The following is a 17194-nucleotide window of genomic DNA, read 5'->3' as shown; positions in this document are numbered from 1 at the left end:
CTCAACCCAGCAGCGCTTCCAGCGCCGCCATCCGCACCGCCACGCCGTTGGCGACCTGCGCCAGCACGCGGGAGCTCGGCCCGTCGGCGACGTCGTCGGCGATCTCCACGCCGCGGTTCATCGGCCCGGGATGCATGACGATGGCGTCCGGCGCCGCACGGCGCAAACGGGCGGCGCTGAGGCCGTAGTCGCGGTGGTAGTCGTCCAGCGAGGCGACCAGGCCCTCGGCCATGCGTTCGCGCTGCAGGCGCAGGCACATGACGGCATCCACGCCCTCCAGCGCCGCGTCGAAATCGTGGGTGACGACGCAGCCGGCCAGGGTGCCGTCGTCCGGCAGCAGCGCGGCCGGGCCGCACACGCGGATCTCGCCGCAGCCCAGCGCGCGCAGGGCGTGCAGGTCGCTGCGGGCCACGCGCGAATGCTTCACGTCGCCGGCAATGACCACCTTCAGCCCCGAGAAGTCGTCGCCCTTGGCCTGCCGCAGGGTCAGCATGTCCAGCAGGCCCTGGGTGGGATGGTGGCTGCGGCCGTCGCCGGCGTTGAGCAGCGCCACGCCCGGGTTCGCCGCCGCTGCCAGCGCCGCCACCGCGCCGTCGGCCTTGTGGCGCACCACGAAGCCGCGCACGCCCATCGCCTGGATGGTGCGGAAGGTATCGAGATCGGTTTCGCCCTTGGTGGCCGACGAGGTGGAGGCATCGAAGTTGAGGATGTGCGCGCCCAGCCGCTGCGCCGCCAGCTGGAAGCTCAGGCGGGTGCGGGTGGACGGCTCGAAGAACAGCGTGCACACCGCCGCGCCGGCCAGCGCGGACGGCGCCTGCGCGCCCCCGGCGAAGGCCTGCGCGCGACGCAGCAGCGCGTCCAGCTGCGCCAGCGGCAGGCGCTCCAGGTCCAGCAGGTGGCGGAGGCGGCCGTCGGCGTCGGTATGCGGATTCATGGCAGTCCAGAAAGGGGGTGAAAGGGGAAATCAGTCCACCGGCTGGGCGTCGCGCGGCGAGGACAGCCAGCGCTCGACGATGACCGCCGCCGCCACCGCGTCCAGCACCTCGGCGTCGCGACGCTTGCGGCGGCCGTCGGCGCGCGCGGCGGCGAAACGGCGCGCGGCTTCCTGCGAGCTGTTGCGCTCGTCGATCATCGCCACCGGCAGTCGGGTGCGCTGGCGCAGCTGGGCGGCAAAGGCGCGCGCGGCTTTTCGGATCGGCTGGTCGCCGCCGTCCAGGGTCATCGGGTCGCCGACCACCAGGCCATCGGGCCGCCATTCGCGCAGCAGCCGGTCCACGTGCGCCCAGTCCGCCCCGGCCGCATGCACATCGACGACGGCAATCGCACTGGCATTGCCGGTGAGCGCATTGCCCACCGCCACCCCGATCCGGCGCATGCCGACGTCGAACCCCAGCACGGTACCGTCCGGGCGGATCTGCGGCGCAGCGGCTTCTTCGCTCATGCGTGCCCGCTGTGGCTGGCGTGGTTGAGCAGGTCGATGCCGATGCTGCCGGCCGCGGCCTGCCAGCGCTGCGCGATCGGCAGCTGGAACAGCACGTCGCTGCGGTTGGGCACCAGCAGCCAGCTGTCGTCGACCAGTTCCTGCTCCAGCTGGCCTTCGCCCCAACCCGCGCAGCCCAGCGCCACCAGCGCCTGCTGCGGGCCGTCGCCGCGCGCCATCGCCTCCAGCACGTCGCGCGAGGTGGTCAGGTACAGGCCGTCGCCGACTTCCAGGCTGGAGTCGAACGCATGGCCGCCGTCGTGCAGGACGAAACCGCGCTCCGGATGCACCGGGCCGCCGGCCAGCACCACCTGCGCCTGCAGCGCGGCATCATCGCTGGCGATGCCCATCTGCCGGAACACCTCGCCGAGGGTGTATTCGGAGGGACGGTTGACCATCACCCCCATCGCGCCGTCGCCATCGTGCTGGCAGATCAGGGTGACGCTGCGCTCGAAATACGGGTCGCGCAGCGACGGCAGCGCGATCAGCAGGTGGTTGCCGAAGCGTTGGCCGTGCTCATCCATGCACGCATTCTAGCGTGGCCGGCGCGCCGCCGGCCGCAGCGGTCAGCGCGCCTCTGCGATCTCCACCCCGTCCAGGCCCTGCGACAGCGTGCGGGCGTCGCCGCCCTGCGCCAGCTTGATGCGCAGGCGCACCTCGTTGGACGAGTCGGCGTAGCGCAGCGCATCCTCGTAGCTGATCTCGCCGGCCTGGTAGAGCTCGAACAGGCTCTGGTCGAAGGTCTTCATGCCCAGCTGGACCGATTCCTTCATCACTTCCTTGAGCTTGTGGACTTCGCCGTCGCGGATGTAGTCCTGCACCAGCGGGGTGCCCAGCAGGATCTCCATCGCCACCCGGCGGGCCTTGCCGTCCGGGGTCGGGATCAGCTGCTGCGCCACCACGCCCTTGAGGTTCAGCGACAGGTCCATCAGCAGCTGGCTGCGGCGGTCTTCCGGGAAGAAGTTGATGATGCGGTCCATCGCCTGGTTGGCGTTGTTGGCGTGCAGCGTGCACAGCACCAGGTGGCCGGTTTCGGCGAAGGCGATGGCGTGGTCCATGCCCTCGCGGGTGCGCACCTCGCCGATCATGATCACGTCCGGCGCCTGGCGCAGGGTGTTCTTCAGCGCGTTGTCCCAGCTGTCGGTGTCGATGCCGACCTCGCGCTGGGTGATGATGCAGCCGTCGTGCTTGTGCACGAATTCGATCGGGTCCTCGATGGTGATGATGTGACCCGTCGAATTGGCGTTGCGGTAGCCGATCATCGCCGCCAGCGACGTCGATTTACCCGTGCCCGTGGCACCGACGAAGATGATGATGCCGCGCTTGGTCATCGCCAGCGTCTTGACGATTGGCGGCAGGCTGAGCTCCTCCACCGTCGGGATGCGCGTCTCGATGCGGCGCAGCACCATGCCGACCTGGTTGCGCTGGTAGAAGCAGCTCACGCGGAAGCGGCCCACGCCGGCCACGCCGATGGCAAAGTTGCATTCGTGGGTCTTCTCGAACTCCTCGCGCTGCGAGGGCGACATCACGTTCAGCACCAGGTCGCGCGACTGCTGCGGCGTGAGCGGGTTCTGGGTGATCGGGCTGATCTTGCCGTGGACCTTCATCGACGGCGGCATGCCGGCGGTGATGAACAGGTCCGACGCCTTCTGGTGCGCCATCAGCTTGAGGAAGGAGGTGAAGTCGATGCTGCTCATCGTGGATGCTCCGATGTCCTTGGCGCGCCGGCCCGGCGGACCGGCGATTATTCGAACAGGCGCTTGTCCTTGGCGTACTCGCGGGCCTGCTGGCGGCTGACCATGCCGCGCTTGACCAGTTCCTGCAGGTGCTGGTCGAGCGTCTGCATGCCCTGGCCCTGGCCGGTCTGGATGGAGGAATACATCTGCGCCACCTTGTCCTCGCGGATCAGGTTGCGGATGGCCGGGGTGCCGACCATGATCTCCCAGGCCGCGGTGCGGCCGCCGCCGACCTTCTTCAGCAGCGCCTGCGCGATCACCGCGCGCAGCGATTCCGACAGCATCGAGCGCACCATCGGCTTCTCGCCGGCGGGGAACACGTCGATGATGCGGTCGATGGTCTTGGCCGCCGAGCTGGTGTGCAGGGTGGCGAACACCAGGTGGCCGGTTTCCGCCGCGGTCAGCGCCAGGCGGATGGTCTCGAGGTCGCGCAACTCGCCGACCAGGATGATGTCCGGGTCCTCGCGCAAGGCGCTGCGCAGCGCCTCGTTGAAGCCGTGGGTGTCGCGGTGCACTTCGCGCTGGTTGATCAGGCACTTCTGCGAGGTGTGCACGAACTCGATCGGATCCTCCACCGAGAGGATGTGGCTGTATTCGTTCTTGTTGATGTGGTCGATCATCGCCGCCAGCGTGGTCGACTTGCCCGAACCGGTTGGCCCGGTCACCAGGATCAGGCCCTGCGGCTGTTCGATCAGCTCCTTGAAGATGCGCGGGCAGCCCAGGTCCTCGAGCGTCAGCACCTCGGAGGGAATGGTGCGGAATACCGCGCCGGCGCCGCGGTTCTGGTTGAACGCGTTGACGCGGAAGCGGGCCAGGCCAGGGATCTCGAAGCTGAAGTCGACTTCGAGGAATTCCTCGAAGTCGCGCCGCTGCTTGTCGGACATGATGTCGTAGACCAGCGCGTGCACCTGCTTGTGGTCCAGCGCCGGGATGTTGATCCGGCGGACGTCGCCGTCGACGCGGATCATCGGCGGCAGGCCCGCGGACAGATGCAGGTCCGAGGCCTTGTTCTTGACCGAGAATGCCAGAAGTTCGGCGATATCCATGCGTTCCCCTTGCGCCTAAACGTTTGAATGAAACCTGCTGCACCGGCCCGGTGGTTGGCACCGGCCGCACCCCGCAGGCAGTATGAGCGCCACCGACGCCAGCGTACAACACCGTGCCGCAGCCGCCCCTGCCCGCCACCATCCCCGCTGCCTCCGCGCTGCGGACGGCCCTGTCCATGATCGAGAACGCGAGCCGGCTGCCCGACAGGCCAGCGCCGCGGCTGCTGGCGGTATCCAAGACCCGCGACGCCGATGCCATCGCCGCGATGGCGGCAGCGGGGCAGCGCGCGTTCGGCGAGAACTACGTGCAGGAAGCATTGCCCAAGATCGAGGCGCTGCGCGGGCTGGGGCTGGAGTGGCACCTGATCGGCCACCTGCAGTCCAACAAGGCTGATGCCGCCGCGCGGGCCTTCGACTGGGTGCAGACGGTGGACCGCGACAAGCTGGTCGACGCCCTGGCCAGGCACCGCCCGGCGGCGCATCCGCCGCTCAACGTGCTCATCCAGGTCAACATCGACGACGAGGCCGGCAAGCACGGCTGCCGCCCGGACCAGGTGGAGGCGCTGGCCGCCGCCATCGCCGGCCGGCCCACGCTGCGCCTGCGCGGCTTGATGGCGATCCCCGCCCCCGATCCGGACATGGCGCGCCGCCGCGCCGCGTTCCGGGCGATGTCCGCCCTGTTCGACGCCACCGCCGCGCGCCACCCCGGTATGGACACCCTGTCGATGGGCATGAGCGAGGACTACGTCGAGGCGATCGAGGAAGGCGCCACCATGGTGCGCATCGGCAGCGCGCTGTTCGGCGCCCGGGACGCCAGGCAAACGGGCTGACGCGAGCGCACCGCGGCCCATGCGGCCGCACACATGACAACGGGCGCAGGCCCACGGAACAGGAGTCCAGGCATGAACAACGGCGATATCGCCTTCATCGGTGGCGGCAACATGGCGCGCAGCCTGATTGGCGGGTTGGTGGCGCGGGGCCACGCCCCCGGCACCATCCGGGTGGCCGAACCGGTCTCCGCGCTGCGCGAGGCGCTGCATGCCGACTTCGGCGTGGCGGCGTTCGAGACCGGCGCGGAAGCGGTCGCGGGCGCCGATACCTGGGTGCTGGCGACCAAGCCGCAGGTGCTGCGCGAAGTCTGCGAAGCGCTGGCCGCGCAGGCGCGGGCGGCACGGCCGCTGCTGGTGTCGATTGCGGCCGGCATCACCACCGCGCAGATCGCGCGCTGGCTGGGCGATGCCGCGCTGCCGGTGGTGCGGACGATGCCGAACACCCCGGCCCTGCTCGGCGCCGGCGCCACCGGGCTGTACGCCAATGCCGCGGTGGACGCCGCCAGCCGGCAGTTCGCGGAAACCCTGCTGTCGGCCGCCGGCACCACCGTCTGGATCGAAGACGAGGCGCGGATGGACGCGGTGACCGCGGTGTCCGGCAGCGGCCCGGCCTATGTCTTCCTGCTGGCCGAAGCGATGGTGGCCGCCGGCGTGGAGGAAGGCCTGCCCGCCGACGCGGCGCGCGCGCTGGCGCTGCAGACGGTACTGGGGGCGGCGCGCATGCTGACCGAATCCGATGTCGACGCGGCCGAGTTGCGCCGCCGGGTGACCTCGCCCGGCGGCACCACCCAGGCAGCCATCGAAACCTTCGAGGCCGGCGGCTTCCGCACGCTGGTCGCCGCTGCCATCCACGCTGCCCGCGTCCGCGGCGCAGCCCTGTCCGCCGCCAACGACTGAGGCCCCGCATGCGCCCCCAATCCGCCCTGCTTTGCCCCCTGCTGGCCGCCGCGCTGCTGTCCGCCTGCGGGCGCGACGCGCCGGTCGCCACGCCCGCCGCACCTGCCAGCATCGCCGCCGCCACCGTGACCGTGGGCGGAGCGACCCTGCAGGCTTCGTCCATGGCCATCGCCAATCTTGAACCGGCCCTGGCCGCCCGCTACGGCTTCGACCGCAGCCACGACGGGGCGCTGCTGCTGGTCACCCTGCGCGATGCCAACGGCGACGCCCTGCCGCCCGGCGACCTGCAGCTGACCGCCACCGCCGCCGTGCTGCCGGACCCGCCGCGGCCGCTGGAGCTGCAGCGCATCGTAGTCGGCAACCTGACCGACTACGTGGGCGTGTTCCCGGCCCAGCCGCCGGCCAGCGTGCGGTTCCACGTCACCGCCAGCCGCAGCGGCGCGCGCGCGGAAATGAACACGACCACGGAGCTGTATCCGCGCTGATCAAGGCCGCCTCTGCCCGGCATCGCGGCGCCGGGACTGCAGTCCCGATGCGGCGGATCGGGCCGGGCAACGGCGCGCCGCAAGCCACGCCCGCAACAAGATAGCGGAAGCACGAGGGACGCGGGCGCCACTGGCGCCGCCATGCGCGGGCGCGATACCGGCCCCGGCTGCAACCCGTGCAACAGGCGCATCACCGGCGGCTCACCCCGCCTGCCGCGCACTCCACGCCCGCACGATGGCGGCGATCTGCGCCACGCCCACGGTCAACGCCGCCGGCCCCGGCTGCAGGATGACGGGCGACTTGATCTCGTGCAGTTGGCCGGCGCGCACCGCGGGAATCGCGTCCCAGCCCGGGCGCGCGGCGACCTTCTCCGGGCGGAACTTCTTGCCGCACCAGCTGCCGAGGATGAGGTCCGGCGCGCGCCGGACCACTTCGGCGGCGTCCTCGAGGATGCGCGCCTTCGCCAGCGGCTCGACCGCGCGCTCCGGGAAGATGTCATCGCCGCCGGCGATGCGCACCAGCTCGGCCACCCAGCGGATGCCGGTGATCGGCGGCTCGTCCCATTCCTCGAAATAGACCCGGGGCCTGCGCGGCAGCAATGCGGCTTCGCGTTCGATGGCATCCAGCCCGCGCCGCAGCTCGTCCGCATACGCCTGCGCGCGCGCGCCGGCGCCGACCAGCGCGCCCAGCCGGCGCACGTAGTCGAGGATGCCCTCGACGCTGCGGTGGTTGGAAATCCACACCTCCACGCCGGCCTTGACCAGCTCGCGGGCGATGTCGGCCTGGATGTCGGAGAAGCCCACCACGAAATCGGGTTCGAGCTTCAGAATCTCGCCGATCTTCGCGCTGGTGAAGGCGCTGACCTTGGGCTTCTCGCGGCGCGCCTGCGGCGGCCGCACGGTGAAGCCGCTGATGCCGACGATGCGGTCCTGCTCGCCCAGCGCGTACAGGACTTCGGTGGGCTCCTCGGTCAGGCAGACGATGCGCCGCGGCCCTACCGCCGCACGGCTCACGGATACAGCATCCGCTTCGACCAGGTGCCGTCCGCCGCGCGTTCGTGCAGCCAGCGCTCGTGCAGGCGGAAGGTCGCTGCGTACCAGAACTCGACCGCGCGCGGCGCCACCCGGAACCCGGTCCAGCGCGGCGGGCGCGGTACGTCCCGGCCCTCGAACTCGGCCTCGTAGCGGGCCAGGCGCGCTTCGAACGTATCCCGCGCATCCAGCGTTTCGGACTGATGCGAGGCCCAGGCTCCCAGCTGGCTGACCCGCGGCCGGCTGGCGAAATAGGCGTCGGCCTCGGCGTCCGCGACCAGCTCGACCTCGCCTTCGATCCGCACCTGCACGCCGTTGCGCACGCGCGGCCAGTGGAACAGCAGCGCCGCCTGCGGATTGGCCTGCAGCTCGCGGCCCTTGCGGCCGTCGAGATGGCTGTAGAAAACGAAACCGGCGGCGTCGAAGGCCTTCAGCAGCACGGTGCGCGCGGACGGACGCCCCCCCTCGCCGGCAGTCGCGACCGTCATTGCGGTGCGGTCGGGCTCGCCGGCCGCGGCGGCCTCGTCGAAGAGGGTCCGGAAGGTGGCGAGGATGTCGTCGGGCAGGCTGTGCATGCGGCCATTGTCGCGCGCACGGCGGCCCGGCGCACGCCCTACCCGACCACGAAGCTGATCCGCAGGTTGACCCGCCACTCCTGCACGTTGCCGCCCTCGTCGGTGACCACCTTGATCTCGTTCACCCAGGCGCCCTTGATGTTCTTGACCGACTCGGCGCATTTCTTCAATCCGTGCTTCACCGCGTCCTCCATGCTGGTCTTGGACGAGGCGTTGAGCTCGATGACCTTGGCGACGGACATGGCGTCTCTCCTGCGGCTTCCCGGCGGATTGCCGGTGCCGCAGCATCGCCGCGGGCGCGTTAATTCCGCGCAGTGATGGCCACGCGGCGGGCGCTGGTAGCATGTTGCAATGCAAAACCGCGATCACGTCGTCCTGGTGGGCCCGATGGGGTCCGGCAAGAGCACGCTGGGCCGGGCGCTGGCAGCGCGGCTGGCACGGCCGTTCGTGGACGTGGATGCGCGCATCGAGGCCGACGCCGGGTGCAGCATCGCCGCCCTGTTCGCGGCCGAGGGCGAGGCCGGCTTCCGCGCCCGCGAGGCGCGCGTGCTGGCGGCGGTCCTCGGCGGGCCTGCCGCGGTCATCGCCACCGGCGGCGGCGCGGTGCTGGCCGAAGCCAATCGCACGGCGATGCGCGCCGCGGCGGTCGTCGTCTACCTGCAGGTCGATGCCGCCACCCAGCTCGCACGCCTGCAACACGATCAAGCGCGCCCGCTGCTGCAGGCACCCGACCGCGCGCAGCGGCTCGCCGAGCTGCAGGCACAGCGCGAACCCCTGTACCGGGCCGCGGCGCACCTGCTGTTCGACGCCGGCAGCCTTGCGCCCGAGCCCGCCGTCGCGGCGCTGGCCCGGCAACTCGACGACTGCGGAGCCACCACCGGCATGAACCTGCCCCTGCACACCCTGACCGTCGCCGCCGCCGCGCCCTACCCCATCCACATCGGCAGCGGCCTGCTGGACGAAGGTGCGCTGCTGGCGCAGCCGCTGCGCGGCCGGCATGCGCTGCTGGTCAGCGACGCCAACGTCGCGCCGCTGTACGCGGACCGCGTGGAAGCCGCGCTGCGCGCCGCGCGGCCGGCGCTGCACATCGCCCGCCACGTCATCGCCGCCGGCGAGGCGGAAAAGACACTTGCGAATTTCACCGGCCTCATCGATGCACTAGCGGCGCTGGGCGCCACCCGCGACGCCTGCGTGTATGCGCTGGGCGGCGGCGTGGTCGGCGACCTGGCCGGCTTCGCCGCGGCCTGCTGGATGCGCGGCATCGACATCGTACAGCTGCCCACCACGCTGCTGTCGATGGTGGACTCCTCGGTCGGCGGCAAGACCGCGGTGGACATCCCGCAGGGCAAGAATCTGGTCGGCGCCTTCCACGTCCCGCGCGCGGTGCTGGCCGATACCGCCAGCCTGCGCACGCTGCCGCCCCGCGAGCTGCGCGCCGGCCTGGCCGAGGTGATCAAGTACGGCGCGATCGTCGATGCCGACTTCCTGAATTGGCTGGATGCGCACTGCGCCGCCCTGCTGGCCGGCGACACCGCCGCGCTGGCCGAGGCGATCGCCCGCAGCTGCGCGCACAAGGCGGCGATCACCGCGCGCGACCCGCTGGAGCACGGCGAGCGCGCGCTGCTCAACTTCGGCCACACCTTCGGCCACGCCATCGAAGCCGAACAGGGCTATGCCGACGGCCTCAACCACGGCGAGGCGGTGGCGGTGGGCATGCTGCTGGCCGCCCGCCTGTCGGCCGCGCTGGGGCTGGCCTCCTGGGCCGATGCCGAGGCGCTGCGCGCGCTGCTGCTGCGCTTCGGCCTGCCCGTGGACGTGCCCGCCGGGCTGGCGCCGGAAGCGCTGCTGGCGCGGATGCGGCTGGACAAGAAGGTCCAGGCCAGCGGGCTGCGCTTCATCCTGTGGAATGGCCCCGGCGCCGCGCGGATCGTCGCCGACGTGGACGAGGCCGCGGTGCTGGCGGTGCTGCGCGACGCCAACTGAGGCCGGCGCGCCTCACTGCCCCGGCGGCGGCTCCCACAGCTCGATCTTGTTGCCGTCCGGGTCGATCACCCAGCCGAATTTGCCGTATTCGGAGTCTTCGCGCTTGTCCAGCACCTCGCAGCCTTCCGCGCGCAGCGCCGCCAGCAGCGCCTCGAGATCGGCGACCCTGAAATTGACTATGAAGGAGGCGGTGCTGGGCGCCATGTAGGCGGTGTCCGCCGCGAACGGACTCCACAGCGTCATCCCCGGCGGACTGTCGGGGCCGCCCCACTGGAACGCCACGCCGCCCCAGTCGCTGACGTCCAGGCCCAGGTGCTCCCGGTACCAGGCGCCAAGGCGCTTGGGGTCCGGGGACTTGAAGAAGATGCCGCCAATACCGGTCACGCGCTGCATAGGGTTCTCCCGAGTTCGTTGCCGCATCCGCTCCGCCAACCGGCGCCCCACGGCCCCCGGACGCGCGGGCGCCGGTCCCGCACCTTACAATGCCGCCCCATGCGCCTGCTGCTGCAACAACGCCCCGACGGCCGCGAAGCCCCGCGCTTCGTCCAGCTCCAGCTCCAGCCCGACCTGCTGGGCGGCTGGGAGCTGTTGCGCGAAACCGGCCAGACCGGCGGCCGCAGCACCCTGCGCAAGACCCTGTACGGCGACCAGCCCAGCGCCCTTGCGGCACTGGAGAAGGAGCGCGACGCGCAGCTGAAGAAAGGCTTCCAGCTGGTGTTCGCGCAGGGCGCGGACGCGCCGAGATGACCGCCGCCGCCGCGGCCGGCCAGCGCCGGCCCGCATGACCGCTCCCGCCCCCGCGCCGCGCACCGGCAAGCACATCCCCCTGGAGTAAAGACCTTGTCCACCCCCCTCAAGAACGACCGCTTCCTGCGCGCGCTGCGCCGCGAACCCGTGGATGCGACCCCCGTCTGGCTGATGCGCCAGGCCGGCCGCTACCTGCCGGAGTACCGCGCCACCCGCAAGGTCGCCGGCAGCTTCCTGGGCATGGCCAAGAATCCTGAAATCGCCTGCGAAGTGACCCTGCAGCCGCTGCGCCGGTTCCCGCTGGACGCGGCCATCCTGTTCTCCGACATCCTCACCGTGCCGGACGCGATGGGCCTGGGGCTGTATTTCGTCGAAGGCGAAGGCCCTAAGTTCGAGCGCCCGCTGCGCAGCGTGGCCGACATCGACAGCCTGGCGGTGCCGGACATGGGCAGCAGCCTGCGCTACGTGATGGACGCGGTCAGCCTGATCCGCCGCGAGCTGGACGGCAGCGTGCCGCTGATCGGCTTCTCCGGCAGCCCGTGGACGCTGGCCTGCTACATGGTGGAAGGCGGCGGCAGCAAGGACTGGGGCAAGGTCAAGGCGCTGGCGCTGAATGAGCCGGCGGCGATGCACCGCCTGCTGGCCACCATCACCGACGCCGTGATCGCCTATCTCACCGCGCAGCACGCGGCCGGCGCGCAGGCGCTGCAGGTGTTCGACACCTGGGGCGGCACGCTGGGCCCTTTGATGTACCGCGAATTCTCGCTGCCCTACCTCACCCGGATTGCGACTGCGCTGAAGGTGCTCGGCGTGCCGGTGATCCTGTTCGGCAAGGGCAACGCCCCGCACCTGGACGCACTCTTCACCAGCGGCGCGGACGCCATCGGCGTGGACTGGACGGTGACCCTGGAAGACGCCGCGCGCCGCAACGGCGGCCGGGTGGCGCTGCAGGGCAACATGGATCCGGCGATGCTGTACGGCAGTCCGGAGGCGGTGCGCGCGCAGGTGCGCGCGGTGCTGGACAGCTACCGCGACGGCAACGGCGGCAGCCGCGAAGGCCACGTGTTCAACCTCGGCCACGGCATGTCGCCGGACATGAACCCCGACCACGTGGCCGCGCTGGTGGACGAAGTGCACGCCTACAGCGCGCGCTGACCCCCCAAAAAAACCAACACAGCCCCATGCCGCGACATGCACGCGGCGTGGCCGTAACGAAGCCCGCTTCCCACCACGGACGCACGCACCGCGCGCCCAATATCACGAAGCGCTAAACCGCCTCCGCCATCAGCGCCGCCAGTGCCTGCGCCAGCATCTCCCCGGTCACCGGCTTGCGCAGGAAGCCATCGAACCCGGCCAGGCGCGACTGCGCCTCGGCGTCGGCATCGGAGCGCGCGGTGACCGCAAGCAGCGGCGCCGCGAATCCGCTGGCGCGCAGGGCGCGCGCCAGCGCCACGCCATCCATCCCAGGCAGGTCCAGGTCCAGCAGGGCGGCGTCGAAGCGCCCCGTGGCCGCCTCGGTCAGCGCGCCGAGGCCATGGCCCACATGCGTCACCACGTGGCCCTGCGCCTGCAGCAGGCCGGAGATGACTTGCGCCACGATGGCGTCGTCCTCGACCAGCAACAACGCGCGTCCCGCGGATGTCGAGGCCGCCGACGCCGTTGGTGCGGCCGCGGCCGGTGGCTCCGCCGCCGGCAGCGGCAGCGCCACGATGAAGCGGGTGCCCTGCCCCGGCGCGCTCTCCACCGCGATGCGCCCGCCCATCGCCGCCGCCAGCTCCTGCGAGATCGCCAGTCCCAGGCCGCTGCCCCCGTAGCGGGCGGCGGTGCGCGCGCCGTCGGCCTGCTCGAACCGGCGGAACAGGCGTTCGCGCTGTTCCGGGTTGAGCCCGGGGCCGCTGTCGGCGACCACGAAGCGCACGCCCCACGGCTGCAGCGCCGTTACCTCCAACGACACGTGCCCGGCTTCGGTGAACTTGACCGCATTGCCGATCAGGTTGAGCAGGATCTGCTGCACGCGGGTGCGGTCGCCCTGCAGCGCGCGCGGCGCATCGGCATCGATGTGTTCGGCGAACACCAGCCCCTTGCGCTCGGCCAGCGGCGCCATCAGCCCGGCCACCTCGCCCAGCAGCGGCTCCAGCGCGAACGGCGCGCTCACCAGCTCCAGCCGGCCGGCTTCGATGCGCGCCATGTCCAACGCGTCGTTGACTAGCCGCAGCAGGTGTTCGCCGGCGCGGCGAATGGCATCGACGTGGCCGCGCTGGCGCGCATCCAGCGGCGTGCCCTGCAGCAGCTCGGCCATGCCCAGCACGCCCGTCATCGGCGTGCGCACCTCGTGCCCGAGCGTGGCGAGGAAGCGCGACTTGGCCTGCGACGCCTGTTCGGCCAGCGCCCGCTTGTGCTCGGCCAGCTGCCAGGCGTGGCGGCGCTTCAGGCGTTCGCGATACGCCAGCGCCAGGCCCGCCAGCAGCGCCAGCGCCGCAAGCGCCCACACCGCCAGCGCCCAGCCGCTGCGCCACCAGGGTGGGGGCACCGCGAAGGCCAACTGCTGCTCCGCGGCGGCATTGCCGGCAGCGTCCTGGCCGCGGATGCGCAGCACGTAGCGGCCCGGCGCCAGGCCGGTGAAGACGCGCTCACCGGTGCCATCCAGCGCCACCCAGCCGCGGTCGAAGCCGTCCAGCCGCGACCAGTAACGGTTCGCCGCCGGATCGTCATAGGCCAGCAGGCGCGCGCGGATGCGGAACTCCCGGTCGTCGCGGCCCAGCACCATGCCCGGGCGCGGCGGCAGCGTCTGCCACTCCCCGTCGCGGCGCACGGCAAAGCCGTCGATGCGCAGCACCGGCCGCGCCGCGGCGGCATCGGCGGCACCGGTCTCGACCAGCCGCAGCCCCCCGTCGGCGGTGGCCGCGACCAGCACGCCGTCGTCGCGCAGCAGCGCCGCCCGGTCCAGGTATTCCTCGCTGCCACCCGCGTCGCGCGGACCGATGCGGCGCAGGTTGCGGCGCGCCGGCTCCCAGCGGTACAGGCCGCGCGAGGTGGTGATCCAGACCCGCCCGCGGGCATCCACCAGCAGCGCGGCCGCCGCCACCGCCGGCATGCCGAAGCGCGCGTCGATGCGCTCCACCCGCGACCAGCCGGCGGCGCCGCGCCGATAGCGCTCCAGCCCGCCCAGGCGCTGCACCCACAGCGTGTCCGGTCCGTCGAAGGCGAGCGCAAACGCGCGCTCGCCGCCGAGCGACGGCTGCGGGTGGAAGCGCCGGCCGGCGGCGTCGTATCGCAGCAGGCCGGTGCTGGCGGCAAGCCAGGGTTCGCCGCTCGGGGCCAGCGCCATGTCCTCGATGTCGGCATCGCCGAGCCCCGCCGCGGCCCCCGCGGGCATGTCGCGCAAGATCGCGCCGGTGGCCCCATCGCGCTGCTGCACGCCGGCGCCGGGCGCGGCCAGCCACAGGCTGCCGTCGGCCGCCGGCAGCAGCCGGATCGCCAGGCTCGACGGCGCGGGTGCCTGCGCATCGTCCGCCGTCCATTCGTCGATGGCGCCGTCCGCGCCGATCCGGATCAACCCGCCGCGATGCGACACCCACAGGCGGCGGGCCGCATCCTCCGCGATCGCCGCCGGCTTGACGTTGCGCAGGCGCGCCAGGGCGTCGTCCTCCAGCGCGGTGACCGCGCCGTCCCGGTCCATGTGTTCGATCACGCCGCCCAGGCCGGCCAGCCACACGCCGCCATCCGCGGCCCTGCCCAGCGCCCGGTACATCCCGCCGCGCAGGCCATCCGCCGCCCCGTGGAACTCCGCCAGCTGGCGCCAGTCGGAGCGCAGATAGCCCAGGCCCAGGCCCGCCAGCGGCACCCACAGCGCGCCGTTGCGCTCGATCGACAGCGCGCTGATCGCGCGCGGGATGTCCGGGCCGCCCAGCGGCACCGGCACCGGCGGCGCATCGCCACGCTGGTGCCACAGGCCGCGCTGGCTGCCGATCCAGCGGTCACCCCGCGGATCCGTGGCCAGCGCCACCATCGCGTTGGGACGATGGAACATCGGCGACCACGCCGGCTGCGCCCAGCTGCCGCGCGCGTGTCGCCAGACGCCGGCCGACGTTCCTGCCCACATGCCGTCCGGCTGCCCGGCCAGCGCATACACCATCGGCTCGCCCTCGGCCCCGGGCAGCGCGACGCGCTCGAATGCGCCGTCGCCGCGGCGCCGGGCCAGGCCCGCCGTGGTGCCCACCCACAGGACGCCGTCGGCATCGACGGCCAGCGCCAGGATGGTGTCCGACGGCAAGCCGTCCGCTGCCGCGGAGAAATGCCGCATCGCCCCGCTGGGGTCGACGCGGGTCAGGCCGCCGTCGTAGGTGCCCAGCCACACCGCGTCGCCCTGCCGCGCCATCGCCCAGACATCGTCGCTGGCCAGCGCCGGATGCGTGGCCCTGCGGTAGTGCGCAAACCGCTGCCGGCGCGCATCAAGCACGCTGACCCCCTCGCCCTCCACCGCCACCCAGATCCGATCCGCGGCATCCACCAGCAGCGCCTGCACGTGATTGCCCGGCAGGCCGTCGTCGGCCTCCGGCAGGTGGCGCCAGACCCGCATGTCCACGCCGTCGAAGCGGGCCAGGCCATCCACGGTGCCGATCCACAGATAGCCGTCGGCGTCGCGCGCCAGCGCCTTGATCTCCGACGACGGCAGGCCCTGCGCGGGGCCCGCCAGGCGGAACCGCGGACGCTCGGGCACCCCCGCCAGCGCGCAGGCGCAGGCCAGCCACAGCAGCAGCACGAATCGGAATCGACGGGTCATGTCCCCTCCCCGACGCCGATGCTGGCAACGCAACGTTGCACTTGCAAGCACGCCGGCGCGACTGGCCGCCGCCTAGAATCCCCGCACCATCCGGCACCATGGCGAGAAATCCATGCCCAAGACCTCCCCGCGCAGCGACTGGCATGCCCTGAGCCGGGCACTGCACTGGTTGATCGCCGCACTGATCCTGGCGATGGCCTGGCTGGGCCTGACCATGGGCGACCTGCCCAATGGGCCCGACAAGATCGCCACCTACGCGCTGCACAAGTCGATCGGCCTGAGCGTCCTCGCGCTGGCGGCGCTGCGGCTGCTATGGCGGCTGTACGCCGGCGCGCCTGGGGCGGTGGCGGGCACGCCGCGCTGGCAGGCGCGCATCGCCGGCGTGACCCACGTGGCGCTGTACGCGCTGCTGCTGGCGCTGCCGCTGAGCGGCTGGCTGCTGAACTCCGCAGCGGGATTTCCGCTGCAATGGTTCGGCCTGTTCAACCTGCCGGCCCTGGCCGGCCGCGACGAGGCGCTGCATGCGCTGGCGGTGCAGGCGCACGAACTGCTGTTCTGGACGCTGGCCGGTCTGGTGGTGCTGCACGCAGCGGCGGCGCTGTACCACCACCTGTTCCTGGGCGACGCCACCCTCGCCCGCATGCTGCCGCGCGGCTGGCTGCGCGCCGGCGGCAACCCGACTCCGGAGAACCACGATGCGTAAATCGCTGCTGCCGGCACTGCTGGCCCTGTCCGTCCCCGCCGTCGCCGCCGACTACGTGCAGGCGCCCGGTTCTACCCTGGCGTTTGCCGGCAAGTACCAGGGGGAGGTGTTCGTCGGCCGCTTCCCCGGCTTTTCCACCAGGCTGTCGTTCGACCCGCGCAAGCTGGACGGTTCGCGGTTGGAAGTCACCATCCCGATGGCCACCGCCACTACCCGCAACGCCGACTACGACGGCGAGATGCGCGGCGCCGCGTTCTTCGATGCCGCCAAGTTCCCCCAGGCCACCTACGTGGCCACGAAGTTCCACGCCCTTGGCGGCAACCGCTATGCCGCCGACGGCATGCTCACCCTGCGCGGCACCAGCAGGCCGGTGACGCTGACCTTCGAATGGACGCAGGGCGAACGCCCGGTGCTGTTCGGCCGCGCCGCGGTGCAGCGGCTGGACTTCGGCGTGGGCGGCGGGCAGTGGGCCGACACCGGGCTGATTCCGAATGCCATCGCGGTGAGCACGCGGGTGGTGCTGAAGCCGGCGCCGTAGCCGCGTGCCCGGCGCTCCAGCAGGGACGACTTCAGCCGCGGCCATTACACCGGCGATCTGCGTGGGGCGTCACCGGCGATGGCGGGTGCATGGTCGGGGCTGAAACCCCTCTTACGGGCCGGTGCAGAACTTGCGCACGCGCTCCGTATCGAATGGCCAATCCAGTTCCGCCTCGCGGGCGTGGTCGCGCAGCACCGGAACGCGCAGGCCGTAGCGCGCTTCCAGCGCGTCGTCATCGTCGATGAAGACAGTCTCGAAGTCCGGCGCGCGCGCGGCCGCCAGCACCTCCAGTGCGAGATCACACAGGTGGCAGTGGTCGCGCTGATAGAGGATCAGGGCCATACGCTCGCGTCCTCGGT

At 72.0% G+C, this 17194-nt stretch carries 19 protein-coding genes and 1 pseudogene; 9 read left to right on the top strand and 11 right to left on the bottom strand.

The features are described from left to right. Position 1: 1 nt before the first annotated feature. The 5 genes from SPK54_RS04570 to SPK54_RS04550 are packed head-to-tail and all read right to left on the bottom strand — an operon-like array spanning position 2 to position 4262. Positions 2–934: an aspartate carbamoyltransferase catalytic subunit gene (locus SPK54_RS04570; RefSeq protein WP_330946746.1), complete on the bottom strand. Its 933-nt coding sequence runs from the start codon at positions 932–934 to the stop codon at positions 2–4. A gap of 30 nt (positions 935–964) precedes the next feature. Then, positions 965–1441 (bottom strand): Holliday junction resolvase RuvX, encoded by a 477-nt coding sequence (gene ruvX, locus SPK54_RS04565; protein WP_330946745.1) that lies wholly within the window; start codon positions 1439–1441, stop codon positions 965–967. Further along, positions 1438–2004: a YqgE/AlgH family protein gene (locus tag SPK54_RS04560; protein WP_330946744.1), complete on the bottom strand. Its 567-nt coding sequence runs from the start codon at positions 2002–2004 to the stop codon at positions 1438–1440. Before SPK54_RS04560 ends, ruvX begins: the two co-directional genes overlap by 4 nt. Positions 2005–2046: 42 nt before the next feature. Next, positions 2047–3177, bottom strand: coding sequence for a PilT/PilU family type 4a pilus ATPase (locus tag SPK54_RS04555; protein WP_330946743.1), 1131 nt, complete (start codon positions 3175–3177; stop codon positions 2047–2049). Positions 3178–3224: 47 nt separating this feature from the next. Beyond that, the gene (locus tag SPK54_RS04550; protein ID WP_330946742.1) at positions 3225–4262 is read right to left on the bottom strand and encodes a type IV pilus twitching motility protein PilT; all 1038 of its coding nucleotides are present in this window, start codon (positions 4260–4262) and stop codon (positions 3225–3227) included. A 176-nt stretch (positions 4263–4438) separates the two neighbouring features. On the opposite strand from SPK54_RS04550, the gene SPK54_RS04545 reads away from it, so the two are divergent. The 3 genes from SPK54_RS04545 to SPK54_RS04535 all read left to right on the top strand — a co-directional run bounded on the left by SPK54_RS04545 (position 4439) and on the right by SPK54_RS04535 (position 6474). Next, a complete protein-coding gene (locus SPK54_RS04545; protein WP_330946741.1) occupies positions 4439–5092 on the top strand; it encodes a YggS family pyridoxal phosphate-dependent enzyme in 654 nt (217 codons plus the stop codon). Positions 5093–5164: 72 nt separating this feature from the next. Next, a complete protein-coding gene (proC, locus tag SPK54_RS04540; protein ID WP_330946740.1) occupies positions 5165–5989 on the top strand; it encodes a pyrroline-5-carboxylate reductase in 825 nt (274 codons plus the stop codon). An 8-nt stretch (positions 5990–5997) separates the two neighbouring features. After that, entirely contained in the window at positions 5998–6474 is a 477-nt protein-coding gene (locus SPK54_RS04535; RefSeq protein ID WP_330946739.1) for a DUF4426 domain-containing protein, read from the top strand. A gap of 201 nt (positions 6475–6675) precedes the next feature. Here the strand turns inward: SPK54_RS04535 and SPK54_RS04530 are convergent, their stop codons facing one another. Genes SPK54_RS04530 through SPK54_RS04520 form a run of 3 tightly spaced genes read right to left on the bottom strand, consistent with a single transcriptional unit; the run spans position 6676 to position 8323 of the window. Further along, positions 6676–7488 carry a cobalamin-binding protein gene (locus tag SPK54_RS04530; RefSeq protein ID WP_330946738.1) on the bottom strand — a complete coding sequence of 271 codons (813 nt, stop codon included), beginning with the start codon at positions 7486–7488 and terminating at the stop codon, positions 6676–6678. Beyond that, entirely contained in the window at positions 7485–8081 is a 597-nt protein-coding gene (gene pdxH, locus SPK54_RS04525) for a pyridoxamine 5'-phosphate oxidase (protein ID WP_330946737.1), read from the bottom strand. Before pdxH ends, SPK54_RS04530 begins: the two co-directional genes overlap by 4 nt. Positions 8082–8119: 38 nt before the next feature. Further along, positions 8120–8323, bottom strand: a complete 204-nt coding sequence (locus SPK54_RS04520; protein ID WP_330946736.1) for a dodecin family protein — start codon at positions 8321–8323, stop codon at positions 8120–8122. A 109-nt stretch (positions 8324–8432) separates the two neighbouring features. On the opposite strand from SPK54_RS04520, the pseudogene SPK54_RS04515 reads away from it, so the two are divergent. Both SPK54_RS04515 and aroB read left to right on the top strand, forming a co-directional pair. Next, a pseudogene (locus SPK54_RS04515) lies at positions 8433–8921 on the top strand (shikimate kinase); the annotation flags it as partial. 42 nt (positions 8922–8963) lie between these two features. Beyond that, positions 8964–10064 carry a 3-dehydroquinate synthase gene (aroB, locus tag SPK54_RS04510; RefSeq protein ID WP_330946770.1) on the top strand — a complete coding sequence of 367 codons (1101 nt, stop codon included), beginning with the start codon at positions 8964–8966 and terminating at the stop codon, positions 10062–10064. 12 nt (positions 10065–10076) lie between these two features. On the opposite strand, the gene SPK54_RS04505 is transcribed toward aroB, so the two are convergent. Further along, positions 10077–10457 carry a VOC family protein gene (locus SPK54_RS04505; RefSeq protein ID WP_330946735.1) on the bottom strand — a complete coding sequence of 127 codons (381 nt, stop codon included), beginning with the start codon at positions 10455–10457 and terminating at the stop codon, positions 10077–10079. A gap of 99 nt (positions 10458–10556) precedes the next feature. On the opposite strand from SPK54_RS04505, the gene SPK54_RS04500 reads away from it, so the two are divergent. Then, the gene (locus SPK54_RS04500) at positions 10557–10811 is read left to right on the top strand and encodes a WGR domain-containing protein (protein WP_330946734.1); all 255 of its coding nucleotides are present in this window, start codon (positions 10557–10559) and stop codon (positions 10809–10811) included. A 93-nt stretch (positions 10812–10904) separates the two neighbouring features. Then, a complete protein-coding gene (gene hemE / locus SPK54_RS04495) occupies positions 10905–11966 on the top strand; it encodes a uroporphyrinogen decarboxylase (protein WP_330946733.1) in 1062 nt (353 codons plus the stop codon). A 112-nt stretch (positions 11967–12078) separates the two neighbouring features. On the opposite strand, the gene SPK54_RS04490 is transcribed toward hemE, so the two are convergent. Beyond that, positions 12079–15594 (bottom strand): ATP-binding protein, encoded by a 3516-nt coding sequence (locus tag SPK54_RS04490; RefSeq protein WP_330946732.1) that lies wholly within the window; start codon positions 15592–15594, stop codon positions 12079–12081. A 112-nt stretch (positions 15595–15706) separates the two neighbouring features. Here SPK54_RS04490 and SPK54_RS04485 point away from each other — a divergent pair, with 112 nt between their 5' ends. After that, positions 15707–16297 carry a cytochrome b gene (locus tag SPK54_RS04485; RefSeq protein ID WP_330946731.1) on the top strand — a complete coding sequence of 197 codons (591 nt, stop codon included), beginning with the start codon at positions 15707–15709 and terminating at the stop codon, positions 16295–16297. Then, positions 16290–16835, top strand: coding sequence for a YceI family protein (locus tag SPK54_RS04480; protein ID WP_330946730.1), 546 nt, complete (start codon positions 16290–16292; stop codon positions 16833–16835). Before SPK54_RS04485 ends, SPK54_RS04480 begins: the two co-directional genes overlap by 8 nt. Positions 16836–16946: 111 nt before the next feature. Here the strand turns inward: SPK54_RS04480 and SPK54_RS04475 are convergent, their stop codons facing one another. After that, positions 16947–17177, bottom strand: a complete 231-nt coding sequence (locus tag SPK54_RS04475) for a glutaredoxin family protein (protein ID WP_330946729.1) — start codon at positions 17175–17177, stop codon at positions 16947–16949. Between the last annotated feature and the right edge of the window lie 17 nt (positions 17178–17194).

Origin of the sequence: Thermomonas sp. LB-4, from assembly GCF_036409385.1 — a bacterium.
In the GTDB taxonomy this organism is placed as follows: domain Bacteria; phylum Pseudomonadota; class Gammaproteobacteria; order Xanthomonadales; family Xanthomonadaceae; genus Thermomonas.
This window is presented reverse-complemented; position numbering and strand designations above follow the sequence as displayed.